Consider the following 15,545-nt stretch of genomic DNA (forward strand, 5'->3'; position numbering starts at 1 on the left):
GCGGAGGGTGAGCGGGGCGGGGTGGTGGGATGCGGTGTGGGCTGCGTGCCTGTTCCGCTTCGGTGCTCACCTGCACCCCTCTCGCACCCTCGAAAGACTTCGAAAGACGTGTTGTGTGCGCGACACTCTACGGTGCGCCGGGCGCCATTCGCACCGGTCGCCCTCTACCCGGTGGTAACGGCCGTCTGGCAAGCTTCGGCCATGTCCGCACTCCCCGCTGATCTCCCCACTGATCTTCCTGCCGATCGGGCCCGTTACGACCGGGCCACCGCTCATCTCGAAGCACCGCTGGCGATCGTCGATCTGCGGGCCTTCGACGGCAACGCCCGGGATCTGGTGCGGCGGGCGCACGGCAAGCCGATCCGGGTGGCGAGCAAGTCGGTGCGGTGCCGCGCGCTGCTCGACCGGGCGCTGGCCAAGGACGGCTTCGCGGGCATCATGAGCTTCACGCTCGCGGAGTCGCTGTGGCTGGCGCGCGAGGGGTACGAGGACGTCCTGCTCGCCTATCCGTCGGCCGACCGGGACGGGTTCGCCGCGCTGACCGGCGATCCCAAGCTCGCCGCCGCCGTGACGGTGATGGTGGACGATATGAGCCACCTCGACCTGATCGAGAGTGTGCGCTCCGGGACCGAAGAGGTCCGGGTCTGCCTGGAGTTGGACACCTCGCTGCGGCTACTGGGCGGCCGGATACGGATCGGCGCACTGCGCTCACCGCTGCGCGACCCGGCCCGGCTGGCGGAGCTGGCGGAGGCGATCCAGCGCCGCCCGGGGTTCCGCGTCGTCGGACTGATGGGTTACGAGGGACATGTGGCGGGCGTGGGCGACGCGCTGGCCGGGCGCCCGCTGCGGTCCCGGGCCATCCGGCTGATGCAGTCCGCCGCGCGCCGTGAGCTGGCCGAGCGGCGCGGGGCGGTGGTGCGGGCCGTTCGGGCGGTGGCGGACCTGGAGTTCGTGAACGGGGGCGGCACGGGCAGCGTCCAGCACACCGCCGCCGAGGGCGCGGTGACGGAGATCGCCGCCGGATCCGGGCTCTACCAGCCCCGGCTGTTCGACAACTACACCTCCTTCCGCGGCCGCCCGGCGGCCCTCTTCGCCCAGCCGGTGGTGCGCCGGCCGGGCGTGGGCGTGGTGACGGTGCTCGGCGGCGGCTACCCGGCCTCGGGCCCGGCGGGCCTGGACCGGCTGCCGGTGCCGTATCTGCCGGAGGGGCTGGTCTACGACCCGATGGAGGGGCCGGGCGAGGTGCAGACCCCGCTGCTGGGGACGCCCGCCGACGATCTCCTGATCGGCGACAAGGTGTGGTTCCGGCACGCCAAGGCCGGCGAGATGTGCGAGCGCTTCGAGATGCTGCACCTGGTCGACGGGGACCGGGTGGTGGACACGGTGCCCACGTACCGGGGCGAGGGCCGCACATACCTGTGACGGCGGATGCCCCGGACGGGGACCGGGGTCAGACGGACTCGCCGTTGCCGCTGTCGCCCAGCGCCCTGATGCCCTTGACGATCTTGTCCATGACGGACAGCGGCGGCGCCTTGTCACTGACGTCGAATCCGAAGCGCACCAGAACCATGGTGTCGGGCAGGAGGGGTGACGGGAAGGCGACGGTCTGGACGTAACCGTCCTCGCCCTTCTTCGTGATCACCTTCCAGCGCACCAGATAGCCCTTCTGCCCGGCGACCGTGACCGCCTCGGACTTGAGCTGCTTGTGCGAGGTGATCCCGCCGTACGACTCCTTGCCGCTCTGCGGGTCCTTGCCGTAGGAACTCTCCGCGGCCTGCTTGATGTCCTCCTTGGCGATGCCCTCCGCGGACTTGGCCTTGAACCCCGTGGCCGGCATGGAGAAGACGCCGCCGCGCAGGCAGTTGCTCTTCGTGTCGTTCGGGCAGGGGTAGGTGTCCTCGGTGGTGACACCCGCGCCGCCCGCGCTGCTGCGGGTCTCCTTCCAGCCGTCCAGCACCGGCAGGCTGATGCCGTTCAGGGCGTCCTCGGCGATGCTCGGATCGTCGCTGGGCGCGGGGGCGGTGGGGGTGTCGGTGGGGCCGCCCGGGCCCGTTCCGCCGTCGCCGCCGGAGGTGCCCCCGTTGCTGTTCCAGCCGTTGTCCCCGCCGCTGCTGCCGTCCGGGGCGGGTGCGGATGTGGTGGCGGTCGGCCCGGGCTTGGCCCCGCCGCGGTCGTCGGACCCTCCGTCGTCGCCCAGCAGCGCGACGCCGCCCGCGATGGCGGCGGCCACGACGGCCGCCACCACGACGGCCGCCGCGATCTTCGGGCCGCGGCCCCGCGCCGGGGTGCCGTCCTCCCCGGGCGTATAGACAGGCACGGGCGGGCCGAACGTCTGGCTCGTCGGTCCCAAGGCCTCGCGGGTGTGCTCCGTCCAGCCGAACCCGTCCCACCAGCGTTCGGGAGCGGGGCCGAGGCCGGTGTAGCCGGGGTCCGGGTACCAGCCCGGGGGTGTCGTCATGCTCACGCCGTCACCTTATGGCCACGCGTCCGCTCCGTACACCGGACCGTCCCAACCCCCGCGCGCTCACACCGGAGTGACATACGCCCCCGCGATGCCGCCGTCGACCAGGAACTCCGCGGCGTTGACGAACGAGGAGTCGTCGCTGGCCAGGAACGCGACCGCGGCGGCGATCTCCTCCGGTTCGGCGAAGCGCCCCACCGGGATGTGCACCAGACGGCGCGCGGCGCGCTCGGGGTCCTTGGCGAACAGCTCCTTCAGCAGCGGGGTGTTGACCGGGCCGGGGCACAGCGCGTTGACCCGGATGCCCTCGCGGGCGAACTGCACGCCCAGCTCGCGCGACATCGCCAGCACCCCGCCCTTCGACGCCGTATAGCTGATCTGCGAGGTCGCGGCGCCCATGACGGCCACGAAGGAGGCCGTGTTGATGATCGACCCCTTGCCCTGCCGCTGCATATAAGGCAGCGCGGCCTTGCAGCACAGATAGACGGACGTCAGGTTGACCTCCTGGACCCGCTTCCAGGCGTCCAGGCCGGTGGTGAGGATCGAGTCGTCGTCGGGCGGCGAGATGCCCGCGTTGTTGAAGGCCACGTCGACCGAGCCGTATGTGTCGTACGCGGTCTTGAACAGCGCCTCGACCTGCTCGGGGTCGGTGACGTCCACCCGGACGTACAGCCCGCCGACCGCGTCGGCCGCGGCCTTGCCCGCGCTCTCGTCGATGTCGGCGCAGACGACTCGCGCGCCCTCGGAGGCCAGCCGGCGCGCGGTGGCCAGCCCGATGCCGCTGCCCGCCCCGGTGACGACGGCGGTACGGCCCACCAGGCGGCGGCAGACCGGGGCCTCGGGGGGCTCGGGGATGTCGGGGATGTCGGTCACGTCACTGCTCCTCGGTGCTGATGAAGACGTTCTTGGTCTCGGTGAAGGCCGCCAGCGCGCCGGGCCCCAGCTCCCGCCCGAGTCCGGACTGCTTGTAGCCACCGAAGGGGGTCCAGTAGCGCACGCTGCTGTGCGAGTTGACGGACAGGTTTCCGGCGGCGACGGCCCGCGAGACGCGCACGGCGCGGCCCACGTCGCGGGTCCAGATGGAGCCGGACAGGCCGTAGTCGGTGGCGTTGGCCAGGCGTACGGCGTCGGCCTCGTCCTCGAAGGGCAGGACCACGGCGACCGGCCCGAAGATCTCCTCGACGGCGGCGCGGTGGGTGGGCCCGACGCCCTCCAGGACGGTGGCCGGGTACCAGAAGCCCTTGCCCGCCGGGGCCTCGCCGCGGATGGCGACCCGCGCGTCCTCGGTGACGTAGGACCGTACGCGCTCGCGCTGCGCGGCGGAGATCAGCGGGCCCATGGCGGTGCCGGGTTCGGCCGGGTCGCCGACCGCGAAGGAGCGCACGGCGGGCTCCAGCAGCTCCATGAACCGGTCGTAGACGCCGCGCTGGACCAGGATGCGGCTGCGCGCGCAGCAGTCCTGGCCGGTGTTGTCCAGGAAAGAGCCGGGGGCCGAGCGCGCCGCCCGCTCGATGTCCGCGTCGGCGAAGACGATGTTGGGGCTCTTGCCGCCGAGTTCGAGGGTCACGCGCTTCACGCCCGCCGCGCATTTGGCCATGATCCGCTTGCCGACGGCCGTCGACCCGGTGAAGACGACCTTGGCGACGCGCGGGTGCTCGACCAGCGCCTCGCCCGCGACCGGGCCGGCGCCGGGCAGCACCTGGAAGAGCCCGTCGGGGAGCCCCGCTTCGGTGGCGAGTTCGGCCAGCCGGAGCGCGGTGAGCGGGGTGGTCTCGGCGGGCTTGAGGAGGACGGCGTTGCCGGCCGCGAGGGCGGGGGCGGTGCCCCAGGCGGCGATCGGCATGGGGAAGTTCCAGGGCGCGATGACGGCGACAACGCCCAGGGGCTCCTGGAAGGTGATGTTCAGCCCGCCCGGTACAGGGATCTGGCTGCCGGCGAGGCGTTCCACTCCCCCGGCCGCGTACTCCAGCAGATCACGGACGTTGCCCGCCTCCCAGCGGGCGCCCGCGATGGGGTGCCCGGCCTCGCGGACCTCCAGCTGGGCCAGCTCCTCGAGGTGGTCGTCGACGGCGGTGGCGAAGCGGCGCAGCAGCCGCGCGCGGTCGCCGGGCGCCAGGGCCGCCCAGCCGGTCTGGGCCCGGGCGGCCCGGGTGACGGCGGCGTCGACGTCGGCGGGGGTGGCGGCGGGGACGGTGGCGATGACTTCTTCGGTCGCCGGGTTGAGTACCTGGTGTTCGTGCGGGTGCTCGTTGCTCACGCGGTGGTTCCTCACATGCGCTCGAAGGACCGGAAGCGTTCCCAGTCCGTGACGGCGGTGTCGTAGGCCTCCTGCTCGACACGCGCCATGTTGAGGTAGTGCTCGACGACCTCCTCGCCGAAGGCGGCCCGCGCTATGGGGCTGGTCCGCCACAGCTCGGCGGCGTCGCGCAGGGTGGCCGGGACGTGCTCGGCGTCGCCGTTGTAGGCGTTGCCGGTGCACACCTCGGGGAGCTCCAGCTCCTCCTCGATCCCGTACAGCCCGGCCGCGACCATGCCCGCGACGGCGAGGTAGGGGTTGACGTCGCCGCCGGGGAGGCGGTTCTCCAGGCGGTGGGAGGGGCCGTGGCCGATGACGCGCAGCGCACAGGTGCGGTTGTCCGGGCCCCAGGCGACGGCGGTGGGCGCGAAGGAGCCGGGGCGGAAGCGCTTGTAGGAGTTGATGTTCGGCGCGTAGAGAAGGGTGAAGTCGCGCATCGCGGCCAGCTGCCCGGCGAGGAAGTGGCGCATCGTCTTGGACATGCCGTACGGACCGTCGCCGTCGGCGAGCACGGGCGCCCCCGACTCGTCGCGCAGCGAGAGGTGGATATGGCAGGAGTTGCCCTCGCGCTCGTCGTACTTGGCCATGAAGGTCAGCGCCACGCCCTCCTGGGCGGCGATCTCCTTGGCGCCGGTCTTGTAGATGGCGTGCTGGTCACAGGTGGTCAGGGCGTCGTCGTAGCGGAAGGCGATCTCGTGCTGGCCGAAGTTGCACTCGCCCTTGGCCGACTCGACGGTCATCCCGGCCGCGCCCATCTCGTTGCGGATGCGGCGCAGCAGGGGCTCGACGCGGCCGGTGCCGAGGACGGAGTAGTCGACGTTGTACTGGTTGGCAGGGGTCAGCCCACGGTAGCCGGCGCCCCAGGCCTGCTCGTAGGTGTCCTTGAAGACCATGAACTCCAGCTCGGTGCCCGCGTACGCGGTCCAGCCGTGCTCGGCGAGCCGGTCCAGCTGGCGGCGCAGGATCTGGCGGGGGGAGGCGAGCACGGGCGAACCGTCGTGCCAGGCCAGATCGGCGGTGATGAGCGCGGTGCCGGGGTTCCAGGGGGTGCGGCGCAGGGTGGCGGTGTCACCATGCATGGCGAAGTCGCCGTAGCCGCGCTCCCAGGAGGACATGGCGTAGCCGTCGACGGTGTTCATATCGGCGTCCACGGCGAGGAGGTAGTTGCACCCTTCGGTGCCGTGCTCCAGGACCTCGTCGAGGAAGAACCGGGCGGCGAACCGCTTGCCCTGGAGCCTGCCCTGCATATCGGTGAAGGCGAGGACGACGGTGTCGATCTCTCCCGCGTCGACGAGCGTGGTCAACTCGTCGACGGAGAGCGGGGGCGTGCGGTCAGCCACGGTGATGCCTCCTGTCGGTACGACTGGGTACGACTCGATGCAGCCGGAGCCATAAGGTATTCGGGTAGACCATTGATTGGGAAGTAGGTGCGGAAAGTTCCATGAACGGCGGCGGAAGCGGCACGGGGGCCGTGGGCGACCGGCTGACGCCGGTGCTACGGCCGGTGCGGGCCGGCAACGGCTTCGAGGAGGCGCTGGAGCGGATACTCCGGATCCTTCGGCTGGGCCTGGTCCCCGAGGGCGAGCGACTGCCGTCCGAGCGGGAGCTGGCCGAGCGGCTGCGGATCAGCCGGGTGACACTGCGCGAGGTGCTGAAGGTGCTGGCCGACCAGGGGCTGGTGGAGAGCCGGCGCGGCCGGTACGGCGGCACCTTCGTACGGGCCCGGCCGGAGCCGGCCGGGGGCGGCGAGGACGAACTGCGGCGCCGGATCCGGGAGGTGGACGTCGAGGACACGCTGCGGTTCCGGGAGGTCCTGGAGGTGGGCGCGGCCGGGCTGTGCGCCGCGCACGGGCTGTCCGACGAGCCGGCCACCCGGCTGCGCGCGGCCCTCGACGCGACGCGCGACGCGCCGCTCGCCGACTACCGCCGGCTGGACACGATGCTCCATCTGACGCTCGCCGAGCTGGCGGGCTCGCCCTCGCTCGCCGCCCAGTACGCGGCCGTCCGCGCCACCGTCAACGACCTGCTGGACTGCATCCCGCTGCTGGTACGCAACCTGGAGCACTCGCAAGCGCAGCACACCGCGCTGGTCGAGGCGGTGCTGGACGGGGATGCCGACGGGGCGCGCGAGGTGATGCGGGAGCACTGCGAGGGCACGGCGGCGCTGCTGCGCGGCTTTCTGTCCGACGACGCGGCCGACGACACGGCTGACACCGCCGAGCGGGGCGTACACCCGGCTGATTAACGGACGTTTTACGCAGAGGTCTTGCGCATGCGCGCCGGACGGGACAAAGGTATGCCTCCAAACCATTGCCCTCGCCTCTCGTGTGGACCAGGAGCAACCATGGCCGACGGAACCGAGTCCTCGCGCACCTCTGTCAGCTCGCCGGGCGCCTCCCCACCGGACGGCGGCGCCGCGCCCGCGGAGGACGCCTATCTGGAACGCCGTACGCTGCGCCGCGGCAGCGCGGGCCCGCTGCTGCTGACCGGCCTCGGCGTCGCGTACGTCGTCTCCGGCGACTTCTCCGGCTGGAACTTCGGCCTGGCGGAGGGCGGCTTCGGCGGTCTGGCCATCGCCGCCGTGCTGATGGGCCTGATGTACACCTGCATGGTCTTCGCCCTCGCCGAACTGGCGGCGATCCTGCCCACGGCGGGCGGCGGCTACGGCTTCGCCCGGCGCGCCCTGGGCACCTGGGGCGGCTTTCTGACCGGCACGGCGATCCTCATCGAGTACGTCCTCGCGCCCGCCGCGATCTCCATCTTCATCGGTGACTACGTCGAATCGCTCGGCCTGTTCGGCCTCGAGTCCGGCTGGCCTGTCTACCTCGCCTGCTTCGTCATCTTCATCGGCATCCACCTGTGGGGCGTGGGCGAGGCCCTGCGCTTCAGCCTGATCGTCACCGCCATCGCCGTCGCCGCGCTGCTGATCTTCGCGTTCGGTGCCTTCACCGACTTCGACTCCGCCTCCCTCGACGACATCCCGGTCGACCACTCGGCCCTCGGCGCCAGTTCCTGGCTGCCGTTCGGCCTGCTCGGCATCTGGTCGGCGTTCCCCTTCGGCATGTGGTTCTTCCTGGGCGTGGAGGGCGTACCGCTCGCGGCCGAGGAGACCCGCGACCCCGCACGCACCCTGCCCAAGGCCATGGCCTGGTCGGTGGGCATCCTGCTGGTGCTGGCCCTGCTCACCTTCCTCGCCGCGACCGGCGCGCGCGGCGCGAACGCGGTCCAGGACGCCGGCAACCCCCTCGTCGAGGCGCTACAGCCGGACGGCAAGGCGACCGCCCTGTCCCGCATCGTCAACTACGCGGGCCTGGCCGGCCTCGTCGCCTCCTTCTTCTCCCTCATCTACGCCGGCTCACGGCAGCTGTTCGCCCTCTCCCGCGCCGGCTACCTCCCCCGCTTCCTCTCCCTCACCAGCCGCCGCAAGGCCCCCTACCTGGGCCTGCTGGTCCCCGGCGCCCTCGGCTTCGCACTCGCGGCGGCGACCGGCGACGGCGCCCGGATGCTCAACGTCGCGGTCTTCGGCGCCACCATCTCGTACGCGCTGATGTCCCTCTCCCACATCGTGCTGCGGCGCCGCGAACCGGGGCTGCACCGCCCGTACCGGACCCCGGGCGGCGTGCTGACCTCCTCCGTCGCCTTCGTCCTGGCCTGCTCGGCGCTCGCGGCCACCTTCCTGGTGGACAAGGACGCCGCCTTCATCGCACTGGGCGTCTACGCCGTGGCCCTCGCCTACTTCGCCTTCTACAGCCGGCACCGTCTGGTCGCGGCGGCTCCCGAGGAGGAGTTCGCGGCGCTGGCGGAGGCGGAGGCGGAACTGTCCCGCGACTGAGAGATTGGACCCTTCCTTGTCACAGCCCCTTATCGGTATCAGCACCTACCTGGAGTCCGCGGTCCACTGGGGCGTCTGGCAGCAACCCGCGGCCCTGCTCCCGGCCGGATACCACCGCCTCGTCCAGCGCGCCGGAGGACTGGCCGTCATGCTCCCACCGGACGACGCCCCCACCTCGGCCGCCTCCGTGGTCTCCCGCCTCGACGCCCTGGTCATCGCGGGCGGCCCCGACGTCGAACCCGTACGCTACGGCGCCGAACCCCACGAACGCACCGGCCCGCCCGCGCGGGAACGGGACGCTTGGGAGCTGGCGCTGATCGAGGCGGCGATTGCGGTGGGCCTGCCCCTGCTGGGCATCTGCCGCGGTATGCAGCTGCTGAACGTCGCGCACGGCGGCACGCTCGTCCAGCACCTGGAGGGCCATGTGGGCCCGCCGGGCGTCTTCGAGCACCACGAGGTCAAGCCGGTACCGGGCACGCTGCTGGCCCGGATCGCACCGGAGGCGGTGTCCGTGCCGACGTACCACCACCAGGCCGTGGACCGGCTCGGCGAGGGGCTGGTGGTCTCGGCGCGTGCGACAAGGGACGGGACGCTGGAGGCGGTGGAGGTGCCGGGGGACACGGGCTTTGTGCTCGGGGTGCAGTGGCATCCCGAAGCAGGGGAAGATGTGCGGGTCATGCGTGCGCTGGTCGACGCGGCGGCCGCGGCAAGGGACTGAACGTCCAGCGCCTCGCCGATCCCCGGCCATGGGCGATCGGGCCCGCCGGAGCTGCTCCGGCGGGCCCGATCAGAAGAGAAGAGAGGACGCCGACTACGCCCAGAACACGGCCGAGTCTTCGTACTCGTAGGGATGGCCGGACTTGCTGAGGTAAATCTTGACGGAGTAGCCCGCGCCCTCCGTCATGTCGTGGCCATTCGAGGCACTGTGAGTGACACAGTTTCCGTTTCCGCCCACGGAAAACTCGTCGTAATAGTGGTAGCCAGAGACCTCCAGGTTGACCTTCCAACCGTCGGCCTCGATGTCGCACAGCTCCACGACGTCGCCGGCCGCCCTGAAGCGGACCCGACCGCCCGGGTCGCCGTCGTTGGTGTGCAGCTGATTGTCCCAGGTAGCGGTGGTGGCCGCCCCGGCGGTGGGTGCGCCGAGCAAGGGCACACCCGCCGCGGCAACGGCCACGGCAAACGCGCTGAGGGTCCTGCGGAACTTCATGTCACTCCCCAAGAGGAAACAAAGCGAAGCAGTGTGCCCGGGGATGTGCACTTTCAACACCCTTGCCATACGCCAGAGTTGAGTGCGGCACATCTGCCTGCTGAGTGGTTGCCGCGAGGAATATAAGAGGCTGGAACAACCATGGTCAACTCCTGTATTCGATGGTTGCGAGAACGGCCGGCCTCAGCGCTCCCCGTCCACCTCGGCGCCGGAGATCCGGGCGGTCGTGGCCGTACCGCCCGGACCGGTCATCGTCGGCTGGAGGGTGAGGGAGATGCGCTGGGTCTCGCTGGTCGAGTACTTGCCGTTGCCGCCCGCCTCGACGACCCAGAAGCGGACCTTGCCATTCGCGCCACCCTCTTTGGTGACGGCCACGGTGACCTCAAGCTCGATCGGGCCGACGTCGAACTTCAGCGCCTCGTCCGCGCCTGCGGCCGCCGCGGCGGTCAGCTGCGCACGCAACTCGCGGATCATCTCCGATAGTTCGACCATCTCCGCCACGGGTCCCCCTCATCACTCGTCCCGGGAGACGAAATCCTACAAGGGGGCACCGACAGGGAAGGCGGACCACAGGCGATCGGCCCGCCGGAAGAAAATCCGGCGGGCCGATCGGGAGAGACAACGCCGTGGCTAGGCGACCCAGTCCGACGAGTCGTCGTAGTCCAGGGGGGTGCCGGACTTGCTGAGGTAGATCTGGAAGTAGTAGTGCTGGTTCTCCGTCAGGTCATGGCCGTTCGCGGCAGTGTGGGTGACACAGCTTCCGTTGCCACCGACGGACATGCGGTCGACCACGTTGCCAGTGTAGCCGTGGACGATCGTCAGGTTGACCTTCCAGCCGTCAGCCTCGATGTCGCACAGCTCCACTTTGTCGCCGTCCGCCTTGAAGCGGACGCGGCCGCCCGGGTCGCTGTCGTTGGTGTGCATCTGCTCGTCCCACCAGTCGGCGGTGGTGGCGGTGGGGGCCGCCGTGGCAGTGGGTGCGGTGAGCAGGGGCGCCCCTGCCGCGGCGATGGCCACCGCGAACGAGGCGAGGGTCTTGCGGTACTTCATGTCACTTCCCAAGAAGAACATAAGAGGCTTGATCAACAACGGTCCATTATGAACACGCCGTTGACCGGCAGTGGCGCGGGCTCCCCCGCGGCCGGCCTCAGCGCTCCCCGTCCACCTGGGCGCCGGAGATCCGGGCGGCCGTAGCCGTACCGCCCGGACCGGGCCAGGGGGGACGGTCAGGAGTTGATCTCGAACGGGTCGCCGTACACCTTCCACTTGAGCGGGGGTTCGAGCCCGAGGTTGCCCTCGTTGAGGAACTTCCGCTGCTCGGTGTCCACCCGGCTGGTTTCGCTGTGCGGCTCTTCGCTCTGCATGGCCTTCTTGCGCGCGTCCAGGAAGGCGTTGAGGTAGGTCTTCTCGTCGCCACCCTGCGCCGGGGTCTTGGCCTTGGACATGGCGGTCTTGCGGATGCCGCCGAAGCTGTACTTGCTGTCGCCGGGGCCGTGCATGACGATCGCGTCGTAGTAGATGAACTGGCCCAGCGTGCCTATTCCGTCGGCCTTGCCCTGGCTGACGGACGGGTTGAAGTAGACGCGGTCGCGCTCGTGTTCCTGGGCGTCCTGGAAGGCCTTGTCCTCGGCGGCCTTCTTCCAGTCCTTGGTGAAGTTGGGGTCGAGGCCGTCGTGGGAGTCGCTGCCGTCGACCTCGCGCAGCGCGGGCAGGTACTTGGCCAGTACGTTGCCGGGCTTGACCTGGGTGTAGTACTCGACGAGTTCGAGCATGTCGCCGGTGCCGGAGCAGAAGCCTATGATCCCGGCGGTGTAGCCGCGGCCGTCGTCTATGTCCTCGATGTACTTGAACTGGGCGCGCCAGTCCAGCGAGGAGTTCTCCGCGCTGGAGACCAGCTTCATGGCGATCTCCTTCTTGGCGGGATCGTCCAGGTTCTTCACCGCGGCCGTCCGGTGCTCGGCCTTTACGGCCTGCGCCGACGACGGTGTGTGCTCGGCGGCCTGGCCGATTCCGACGCTGGTGAGGACGAGCGCCGCCGGGACGGCTACAGCGGCGGCCACGAGGCCGATCCTCTTGGGCATCTGGATCTCCGTTCCTTGTCGTCTGTGGGGGAAGCGCGCACGGATCACGATCCGTTAGGAACCTTTCCTAACCATTCAACCGAGCATGCCATGCCCGCGACAAGAGCTAGGAACAAAGAACAAGGAACAAAGAAACGAAGACCGCGGTCAAGTGCTCCGCTACGCCTGGGGAAGGGGAACCGCGGCGCCCGGGCCGCCGGTCTGGTCGCCCGGGCCGCCGCCGGACGCCGCGGCGCCGCGGCTCGGCACCTGCGGCGAGACCGCCGCCGCCACCGCGCCCGCCGCCGGACGGGCCGCGATCGCCCGCCACCACGGATCGAGCGGCACCCCCGCCACCGGCTCGAACGGCTCCCCCGGCCGGGGGATGGCCACCCGCGCACGAGCCGCCCGCGCGGCGGTCAGCGTGCCCTCGGCGGGCTCCTCCCAGGGGTGCGGGGCGAGGTTGAAGGTGCCCCAGTGGATCGGGAGCATGATCCCCCGGTCCGGCTCACCGCCCTGGAGATCGACATGCGCCTGCATGCCCTCCTCAGGAGTCATATGGATGTCGGGCCAGAAGTCGCTGTACGCGCCGATCTGGATCATGGTCGCGTCGAACGGCCCGCACTCCTCCCCGATCTCCGCGAAGCCGGGGAAGTATCCGGTGTCCCCGCTGTGGTAGACGCGGTGCTCCGGCCCGGCCACCACCCAGGAGGCCCACAGGGTGTGCTGGGTGTTGCGCAGCGCGCGACCGCAGAAGTGGCGGGCCGGGGTGGCGGTGAACCGCAGGCCGGCCGCCTCCGTCGACTCGCGCCAGTCCAGCTCGGTCATCCGCCGCTCGGGCACCCCCCAGCGCTCCAGGTGGGCGCCGACGCCCAGCGGCACCACGAAATGCGCCTCGGACCGCACCAGGGCGCGGATGGTCGGCATGTCCAGATGGTCGTAGTGATCGTGGGAGATCACCACCACATCGACCGGCCCCAGCTCACGCAGCGGCACCGGCACCGGGTGGATCCGCTTGGGCCCGGCGAAGGAGAAGGGCGAGCAGCGATCGCCCCACACCGGGTCGAACAGCACTCGCCGCCCGTCGATCTCCGCCAGCACGGTGGAGTGCCCCATCCAGGTCAGCCGCAGCCCGGAGGCGGGCGGCGTGGCCAGGTCGGCGAGGGTGGTGGGGTGCACCGGCACGGGCCCGGCCGGGGCCCGGCGGACGCGCTCCTCCTTGCGGAAGTAGGTGGGCAGGAACTTCAGCATGGAGCCGGACGGCGCGGTGCGGGCGGCCACGGGGTTCACGAACACGCCGTTCGCGAAGTTCGGCGACCGGCGGATGCGCTCCATGCGCTCTCCGGCCGGGTCCGCCCCGAAGGCGGCGGGGCGCAGGGCGGCGGCGAGCCGGGCACGTTTCTGGCTGGGGCCGGTCACGGCACCTCCTGAATGAGGGGCGGATACCCCCGTACGTCTGCGGTGTGGCAGCGCGGCGGGGACCGCCGCGCTGCTTAAGACAACTCGCGAGACCGCCGACGTTGTTCCGCTGAGCGCCGCCGATCAGCAGCTGAGGTTGGATCCGGGGGTGGTGCCCAGGATCTGGACGAACCTCTGATAGGCGTCGATCCGGCTCTGCACCTGGCCGGGGTTTCCGCCGTTGCACTCGATACTGCCGTTGATGCTGCGGATCGTCTCGCCGAAGCCCCGCTGGTTGACCATCGCGTCGTGCGGGGTCATGGTGCCGGGTCCGGTCTGGGTGTTCCAGTACCACAGGGCGGTCTTCCAGGAGACCGCTGCGTCCCGCTCGACCAGGTACGGATTGTTCAGCAGGTCGATGCCGAGCGCGTCACCGGCCGCCTTGTAGTTGAAGTTCCAGCTGAGCTGGATCGGCCCGCGCCCGTAGTACGCGGCCTGGCCGGCCGGGCAGCCGTAGGGCCGGCCCCAGTCGCAGTAGTGCGGGTAGTTGGCCTGGTTCTGCTCCACGATGTACACCAGGCCGCCGGTCTCGTGGCTGACGTTGGCCAGGAAGGCGGCCGCTTCCTGCTTCTTGACGGTGTCGCTGCCGGTGTTCGCGAAGCCGGGGTAGGCGCTCAGGGCGGCGGTCAGGCCCTGGTACGTGTAGAACGAGTTCCGGCCCGGGAACATCTGGTTGAACTGCGCCTCGCTCACCACGAACCCCGCCGGGTTCTGTCCGGAGCCGCAGTCGTACGGCTCCCAGTACCAGGTGCTGATGATGGGGTCATAGCCCGGGTTGTCGTGTTCGGCGCGGTAGTACTTGCCGTCGGTGTACTTCACGATGTCGCCCGCGACGTACCACTTGCCGGCGACCCAGTCCGAGTAGGTGCAGGCCGCGCGGGGGGTGGTCGCCGTGGCGGCGGTCGCCGAAGCCGAGGCCATGGGCATGACAAACAGCAGGGCGCACGTCGCCGCGACGGCGGCGAGACAGGCCCGGAGGCGTTTTGCTATCAAGACTCCTCCTTCAGGGGGGACTTGAGAGTGGGGGGACCTGATACCACTCAAGCGGACTTGGTCTATACCAGTCAAGGTCTAGACCAAGTCGGGTATGCGGGCGGCCGGTCCCGGGCCGGGCCGCCCACTCACCTCTCCCTCCCAGCGGAGGGCCCCGTCAGGTCTGGCGCTCCGGGGCGTACCCCTCGGCATCCAGGCCGAAGGTCCAGGCGACGCCCTCACGGGCGGTGGCCGTGCGCGGCGGCACGCGCAGCCAGTACGTGCGATGCGTCCCGTCCGGCTCCGGCGTGGAGTTGACCACCTCGACCATGGCCACCGGCTCGTCCCCGGCCATCTCGATCCGCCACAGCACCCCGGTCTCGTCGCGGTGCACCGGCTGTGCCCCGGACTCCGTGAGATAGCGGTCGTAGCCGTAGTGCTCCAGCATCACGCGGCGCAGCTCCGCGTTCTCCTCGGTGCGGATGCGCTCGGCGGTCAGCTCGGACAGCTGCCCGAGGAAGTCCGCGGGCACCGGCATGCCCCGCCACGCGTACAGCGCGAACCCGTCGGGGTAGTCCAGCGCGGGCCCGGTGCCGCTGTCGAGGCGGCCCGCCTCGTCGCGGCGCAGCGTGACCGGGCGCTCGGCGATGACCACGGCCTTCTCGTACGGCCACCACCACCCCGCGGACCGCGCCACCGCGGCCGGGCCGGCGAGTTCACCGGCGTCGCCCTCTGCGGCTACCGCCGCCAGCCACGGCGCGTCGTGCTGGCCGAGCACCGCGTCCAGCATGGCCAGCCGGACGGCGGATTCCTGGCCCCGGTCCGACTGCGCCGCCAAGGCCTCGACGACTCCGGTGCGGATGCGCTCGGTGAGGGAGCGGGTGACCTCCCACAGCGGCGCGCCCGTCAGGGCCCATCGCTCGGCCCAGCCGGAGCTGCCGAGCGTGTCGTGCAGCCGCTGTCGCGCGGCAGCCCACGGAAGGGTGCGCACCGCCTCCCGGACACTGGCACCCGCCGCGGCCGCCTCCGGCTCGACCCCCGCGGCGCGCAGCGCGCCGGCCGCCCGGTCGGCGATCTCCCGTGGCAGCGCGCCGCCCTGGCCGGTCAGCAGCATCGCCGCCGCCGTGCCCACCAGCGGGGAGTCGACCCATACGATCCGCTCCGGGCGCGCGATCCCGGCCGCCTCGTAGGCCAGCCGCACGCCCTCCTTGGCGGCCTCGTGGTCGGCCGGGCCCGTGGCCGCGGCCACCGCCCGC

The 15,545-nt window shown here is 71.1% G+C and carries 15 protein-coding genes; 4 read left to right on the forward strand and 11 right to left on the reverse strand.

The annotated features are described in order from the left end of the window. Positions 1-201 precede the first annotated feature (201 nt). Positions 202-1,422 carry an amino acid deaminase/aldolase gene (locus tag CCN51_RS17640; protein WP_014175150.1) on the forward strand — a complete coding sequence of 407 codons (1,221 nt, stop codon included), beginning with the start codon at positions 202-204 and terminating at the stop codon, positions 1,420-1,422. A gap of 28 nt (positions 1,423-1,450) precedes the next feature. Here the strand turns inward: CCN51_RS17640 and CCN51_RS17645 are convergent, their stop codons facing one another. From CCN51_RS17645 to CCN51_RS17660, 4 genes are all read right to left on the reverse strand, one after another. Next, a complete protein-coding gene (locus CCN51_RS17645; protein ID WP_014175151.1) occupies positions 1,451-2,458 on the reverse strand; it encodes a DUF2510 domain-containing protein in 1,008 nt (335 codons plus the stop codon). A 66-nt stretch (positions 2,459-2,524) separates the two neighbouring features. After that, complete coding sequence (locus CCN51_RS17650; protein ID WP_014175152.1) at positions 2,525-3,334, reverse strand: 3-oxoacyl-ACP reductase; 810 nt, start codon at positions 3,332-3,334, stop codon at positions 2,525-2,527. Between the two features lies 1 nt (position 3,335). Continuing rightward, positions 3,336-4,718, reverse strand: coding sequence for an aldehyde dehydrogenase family protein (locus CCN51_RS17655; protein WP_014175153.1), 1,383 nt, complete (start codon positions 4,716-4,718; stop codon positions 3,336-3,338). 11 nt (positions 4,719-4,729) lie between these two features. After that, entirely contained in the window at positions 4,730-6,097 is a 1,368-nt protein-coding gene (locus CCN51_RS17660) for a glutamine synthetase family protein (RefSeq protein WP_014175154.1), read from the reverse strand. Between the two features lie 101 nt (positions 6,098-6,198). Here CCN51_RS17660 and CCN51_RS17665 point away from each other — a divergent pair, with 101 nt between their 5' ends. The 3 genes from CCN51_RS17665 (at position 6,199) to CCN51_RS17675 (ending at position 9,307) form a co-directional block, all read left to right on the forward strand. After that, complete coding sequence (locus CCN51_RS17665; RefSeq protein ID WP_014175155.1) at positions 6,199-7,002, forward strand: FadR/GntR family transcriptional regulator; 804 nt, start codon at positions 6,199-6,201, stop codon at positions 7,000-7,002. A gap of 99 nt (positions 7,003-7,101) precedes the next feature. Further along, on the forward strand, positions 7,102-8,589 hold the full coding sequence (gene eat, locus CCN51_RS17670) for an ethanolamine permease (RefSeq protein WP_014175156.1): 1,488 nt from the start codon (positions 7,102-7,104) through the stop codon (positions 8,587-8,589). A 16-nt stretch (positions 8,590-8,605) separates the two neighbouring features. Next, positions 8,606-9,307, forward strand: a complete 702-nt coding sequence (locus tag CCN51_RS17675; protein WP_014175157.1) for a gamma-glutamyl-gamma-aminobutyrate hydrolase family protein — start codon at positions 8,606-8,608, stop codon at positions 9,305-9,307. 93 nt (positions 9,308-9,400) lie between these two features. On the opposite strand, the gene CCN51_RS17680 is transcribed toward CCN51_RS17675, so the two are convergent. The 7 genes from CCN51_RS17680 to CCN51_RS17710 form a co-directional block, all read right to left on the reverse strand. Next, positions 9,401-9,799: a hypothetical protein gene (locus CCN51_RS17680; RefSeq protein ID WP_014175158.1), complete on the reverse strand. Its 399-nt coding sequence runs from the start codon at positions 9,797-9,799 to the stop codon at positions 9,401-9,403. A 183-nt stretch (positions 9,800-9,982) separates the two neighbouring features. Continuing rightward, positions 9,983-10,291 carry a trypco2 family protein gene (locus tag CCN51_RS17685; protein WP_043489613.1) on the reverse strand — a complete coding sequence of 103 codons (309 nt, stop codon included), beginning with the start codon at positions 10,289-10,291 and terminating at the stop codon, positions 9,983-9,985. A gap of 138 nt (positions 10,292-10,429) precedes the next feature. After that, positions 10,430-10,849 carry a hypothetical protein gene (locus CCN51_RS17690; RefSeq protein ID WP_014175160.1) on the reverse strand — a complete coding sequence of 140 codons (420 nt, stop codon included), beginning with the start codon at positions 10,847-10,849 and terminating at the stop codon, positions 10,430-10,432. 176 nt (positions 10,850-11,025) lie between these two features. After that, complete coding sequence (locus CCN51_RS17695; protein WP_014175161.1) at positions 11,026-11,880, reverse strand: chitosanase; 855 nt, start codon at positions 11,878-11,880, stop codon at positions 11,026-11,028. 159 nt (positions 11,881-12,039) lie between these two features. After that, a complete protein-coding gene (locus CCN51_RS17700) occupies positions 12,040-13,278 on the reverse strand; it encodes an MBL fold metallo-hydrolase (RefSeq protein ID WP_014175162.1) in 1,239 nt (412 codons plus the stop codon). Positions 13,279-13,401: 123 nt separating this feature from the next. Then, positions 13,402-14,244 (reverse strand): glycoside hydrolase family 19 protein, encoded by an 843-nt coding sequence (locus tag CCN51_RS17705; RefSeq protein WP_078610882.1) that lies wholly within the window; start codon positions 14,242-14,244, stop codon positions 13,402-13,404. 223 nt (positions 14,245-14,467) lie between these two features. Continuing rightward, the coding region (locus CCN51_RS17710; RefSeq protein ID WP_086859723.1) for a DUF6745 domain-containing protein at positions 14,468-15,545 on the reverse strand (1,078 nt) is incomplete at its 5' end.

This window comes from Streptomyces milbemycinicus, from assembly GCF_002154605.1.
GTDB classification, from domain to species: domain Bacteria; phylum Actinomycetota; class Actinomycetes; order Streptomycetales; family Streptomycetaceae; genus Streptomyces; species Streptomyces milbemycinicus.

What these genes read in the sequence shown, in the direction of transcription:
- CCN51_RS17680 (WP_014175158.1), bottom strand. Translation starts at nt 9,799, where the DNA reads ATGAAGTTCCGCAGGACCCTCAGCGCGTTTGCCGTGGCCGTTGCCGCG.
- CCN51_RS17645 (WP_014175151.1), bottom strand. Translation starts at nt 2,458, where the DNA reads ATGACGACACCCCCGGGCTGGTACCCGGACCCCGGCTACACCGGCCTC.
- CCN51_RS17705 (WP_078610882.1), bottom strand. Translation starts at nt 14,244, where the DNA reads ATGCCCATGGCCTCGGCTTCGGCGACCGCCGCCACGGCGACCACCCCC.
- CCN51_RS17685 (WP_043489613.1), bottom strand. Translation starts at nt 10,291, where the DNA reads ATGGTCGAACTATCGGAGATGATCCGCGAGTTGCGTGCGCAGCTGACC.
- CCN51_RS17665 (WP_014175155.1), top strand. Translation starts at nt 6,199, where the DNA reads ATGAACGGCGGCGGAAGCGGCACGGGGGCCGTGGGCGACCGGCTGACG.
- CCN51_RS17695 (WP_014175161.1), bottom strand. Translation starts at nt 11,880, where the DNA reads ATGCCCAAGAGGATCGGCCTCGTGGCCGCCGCTGTAGCCGTCCCGGCG.
- CCN51_RS17690 (WP_014175160.1), bottom strand. Translation starts at nt 10,849, where the DNA reads ATGAAGTACCGCAAGACCCTCGCCTCGTTCGCGGTGGCCATCGCCGCG.
- CCN51_RS17640 (WP_014175150.1), top strand. Translation starts at nt 202, where the DNA reads ATGTCCGCACTCCCCGCTGATCTCCCCACTGATCTTCCTGCCGATCGG.
- eat (WP_014175156.1), top strand. Translation starts at nt 7,102, where the DNA reads ATGGCCGACGGAACCGAGTCCTCGCGCACCTCTGTCAGCTCGCCGGGC.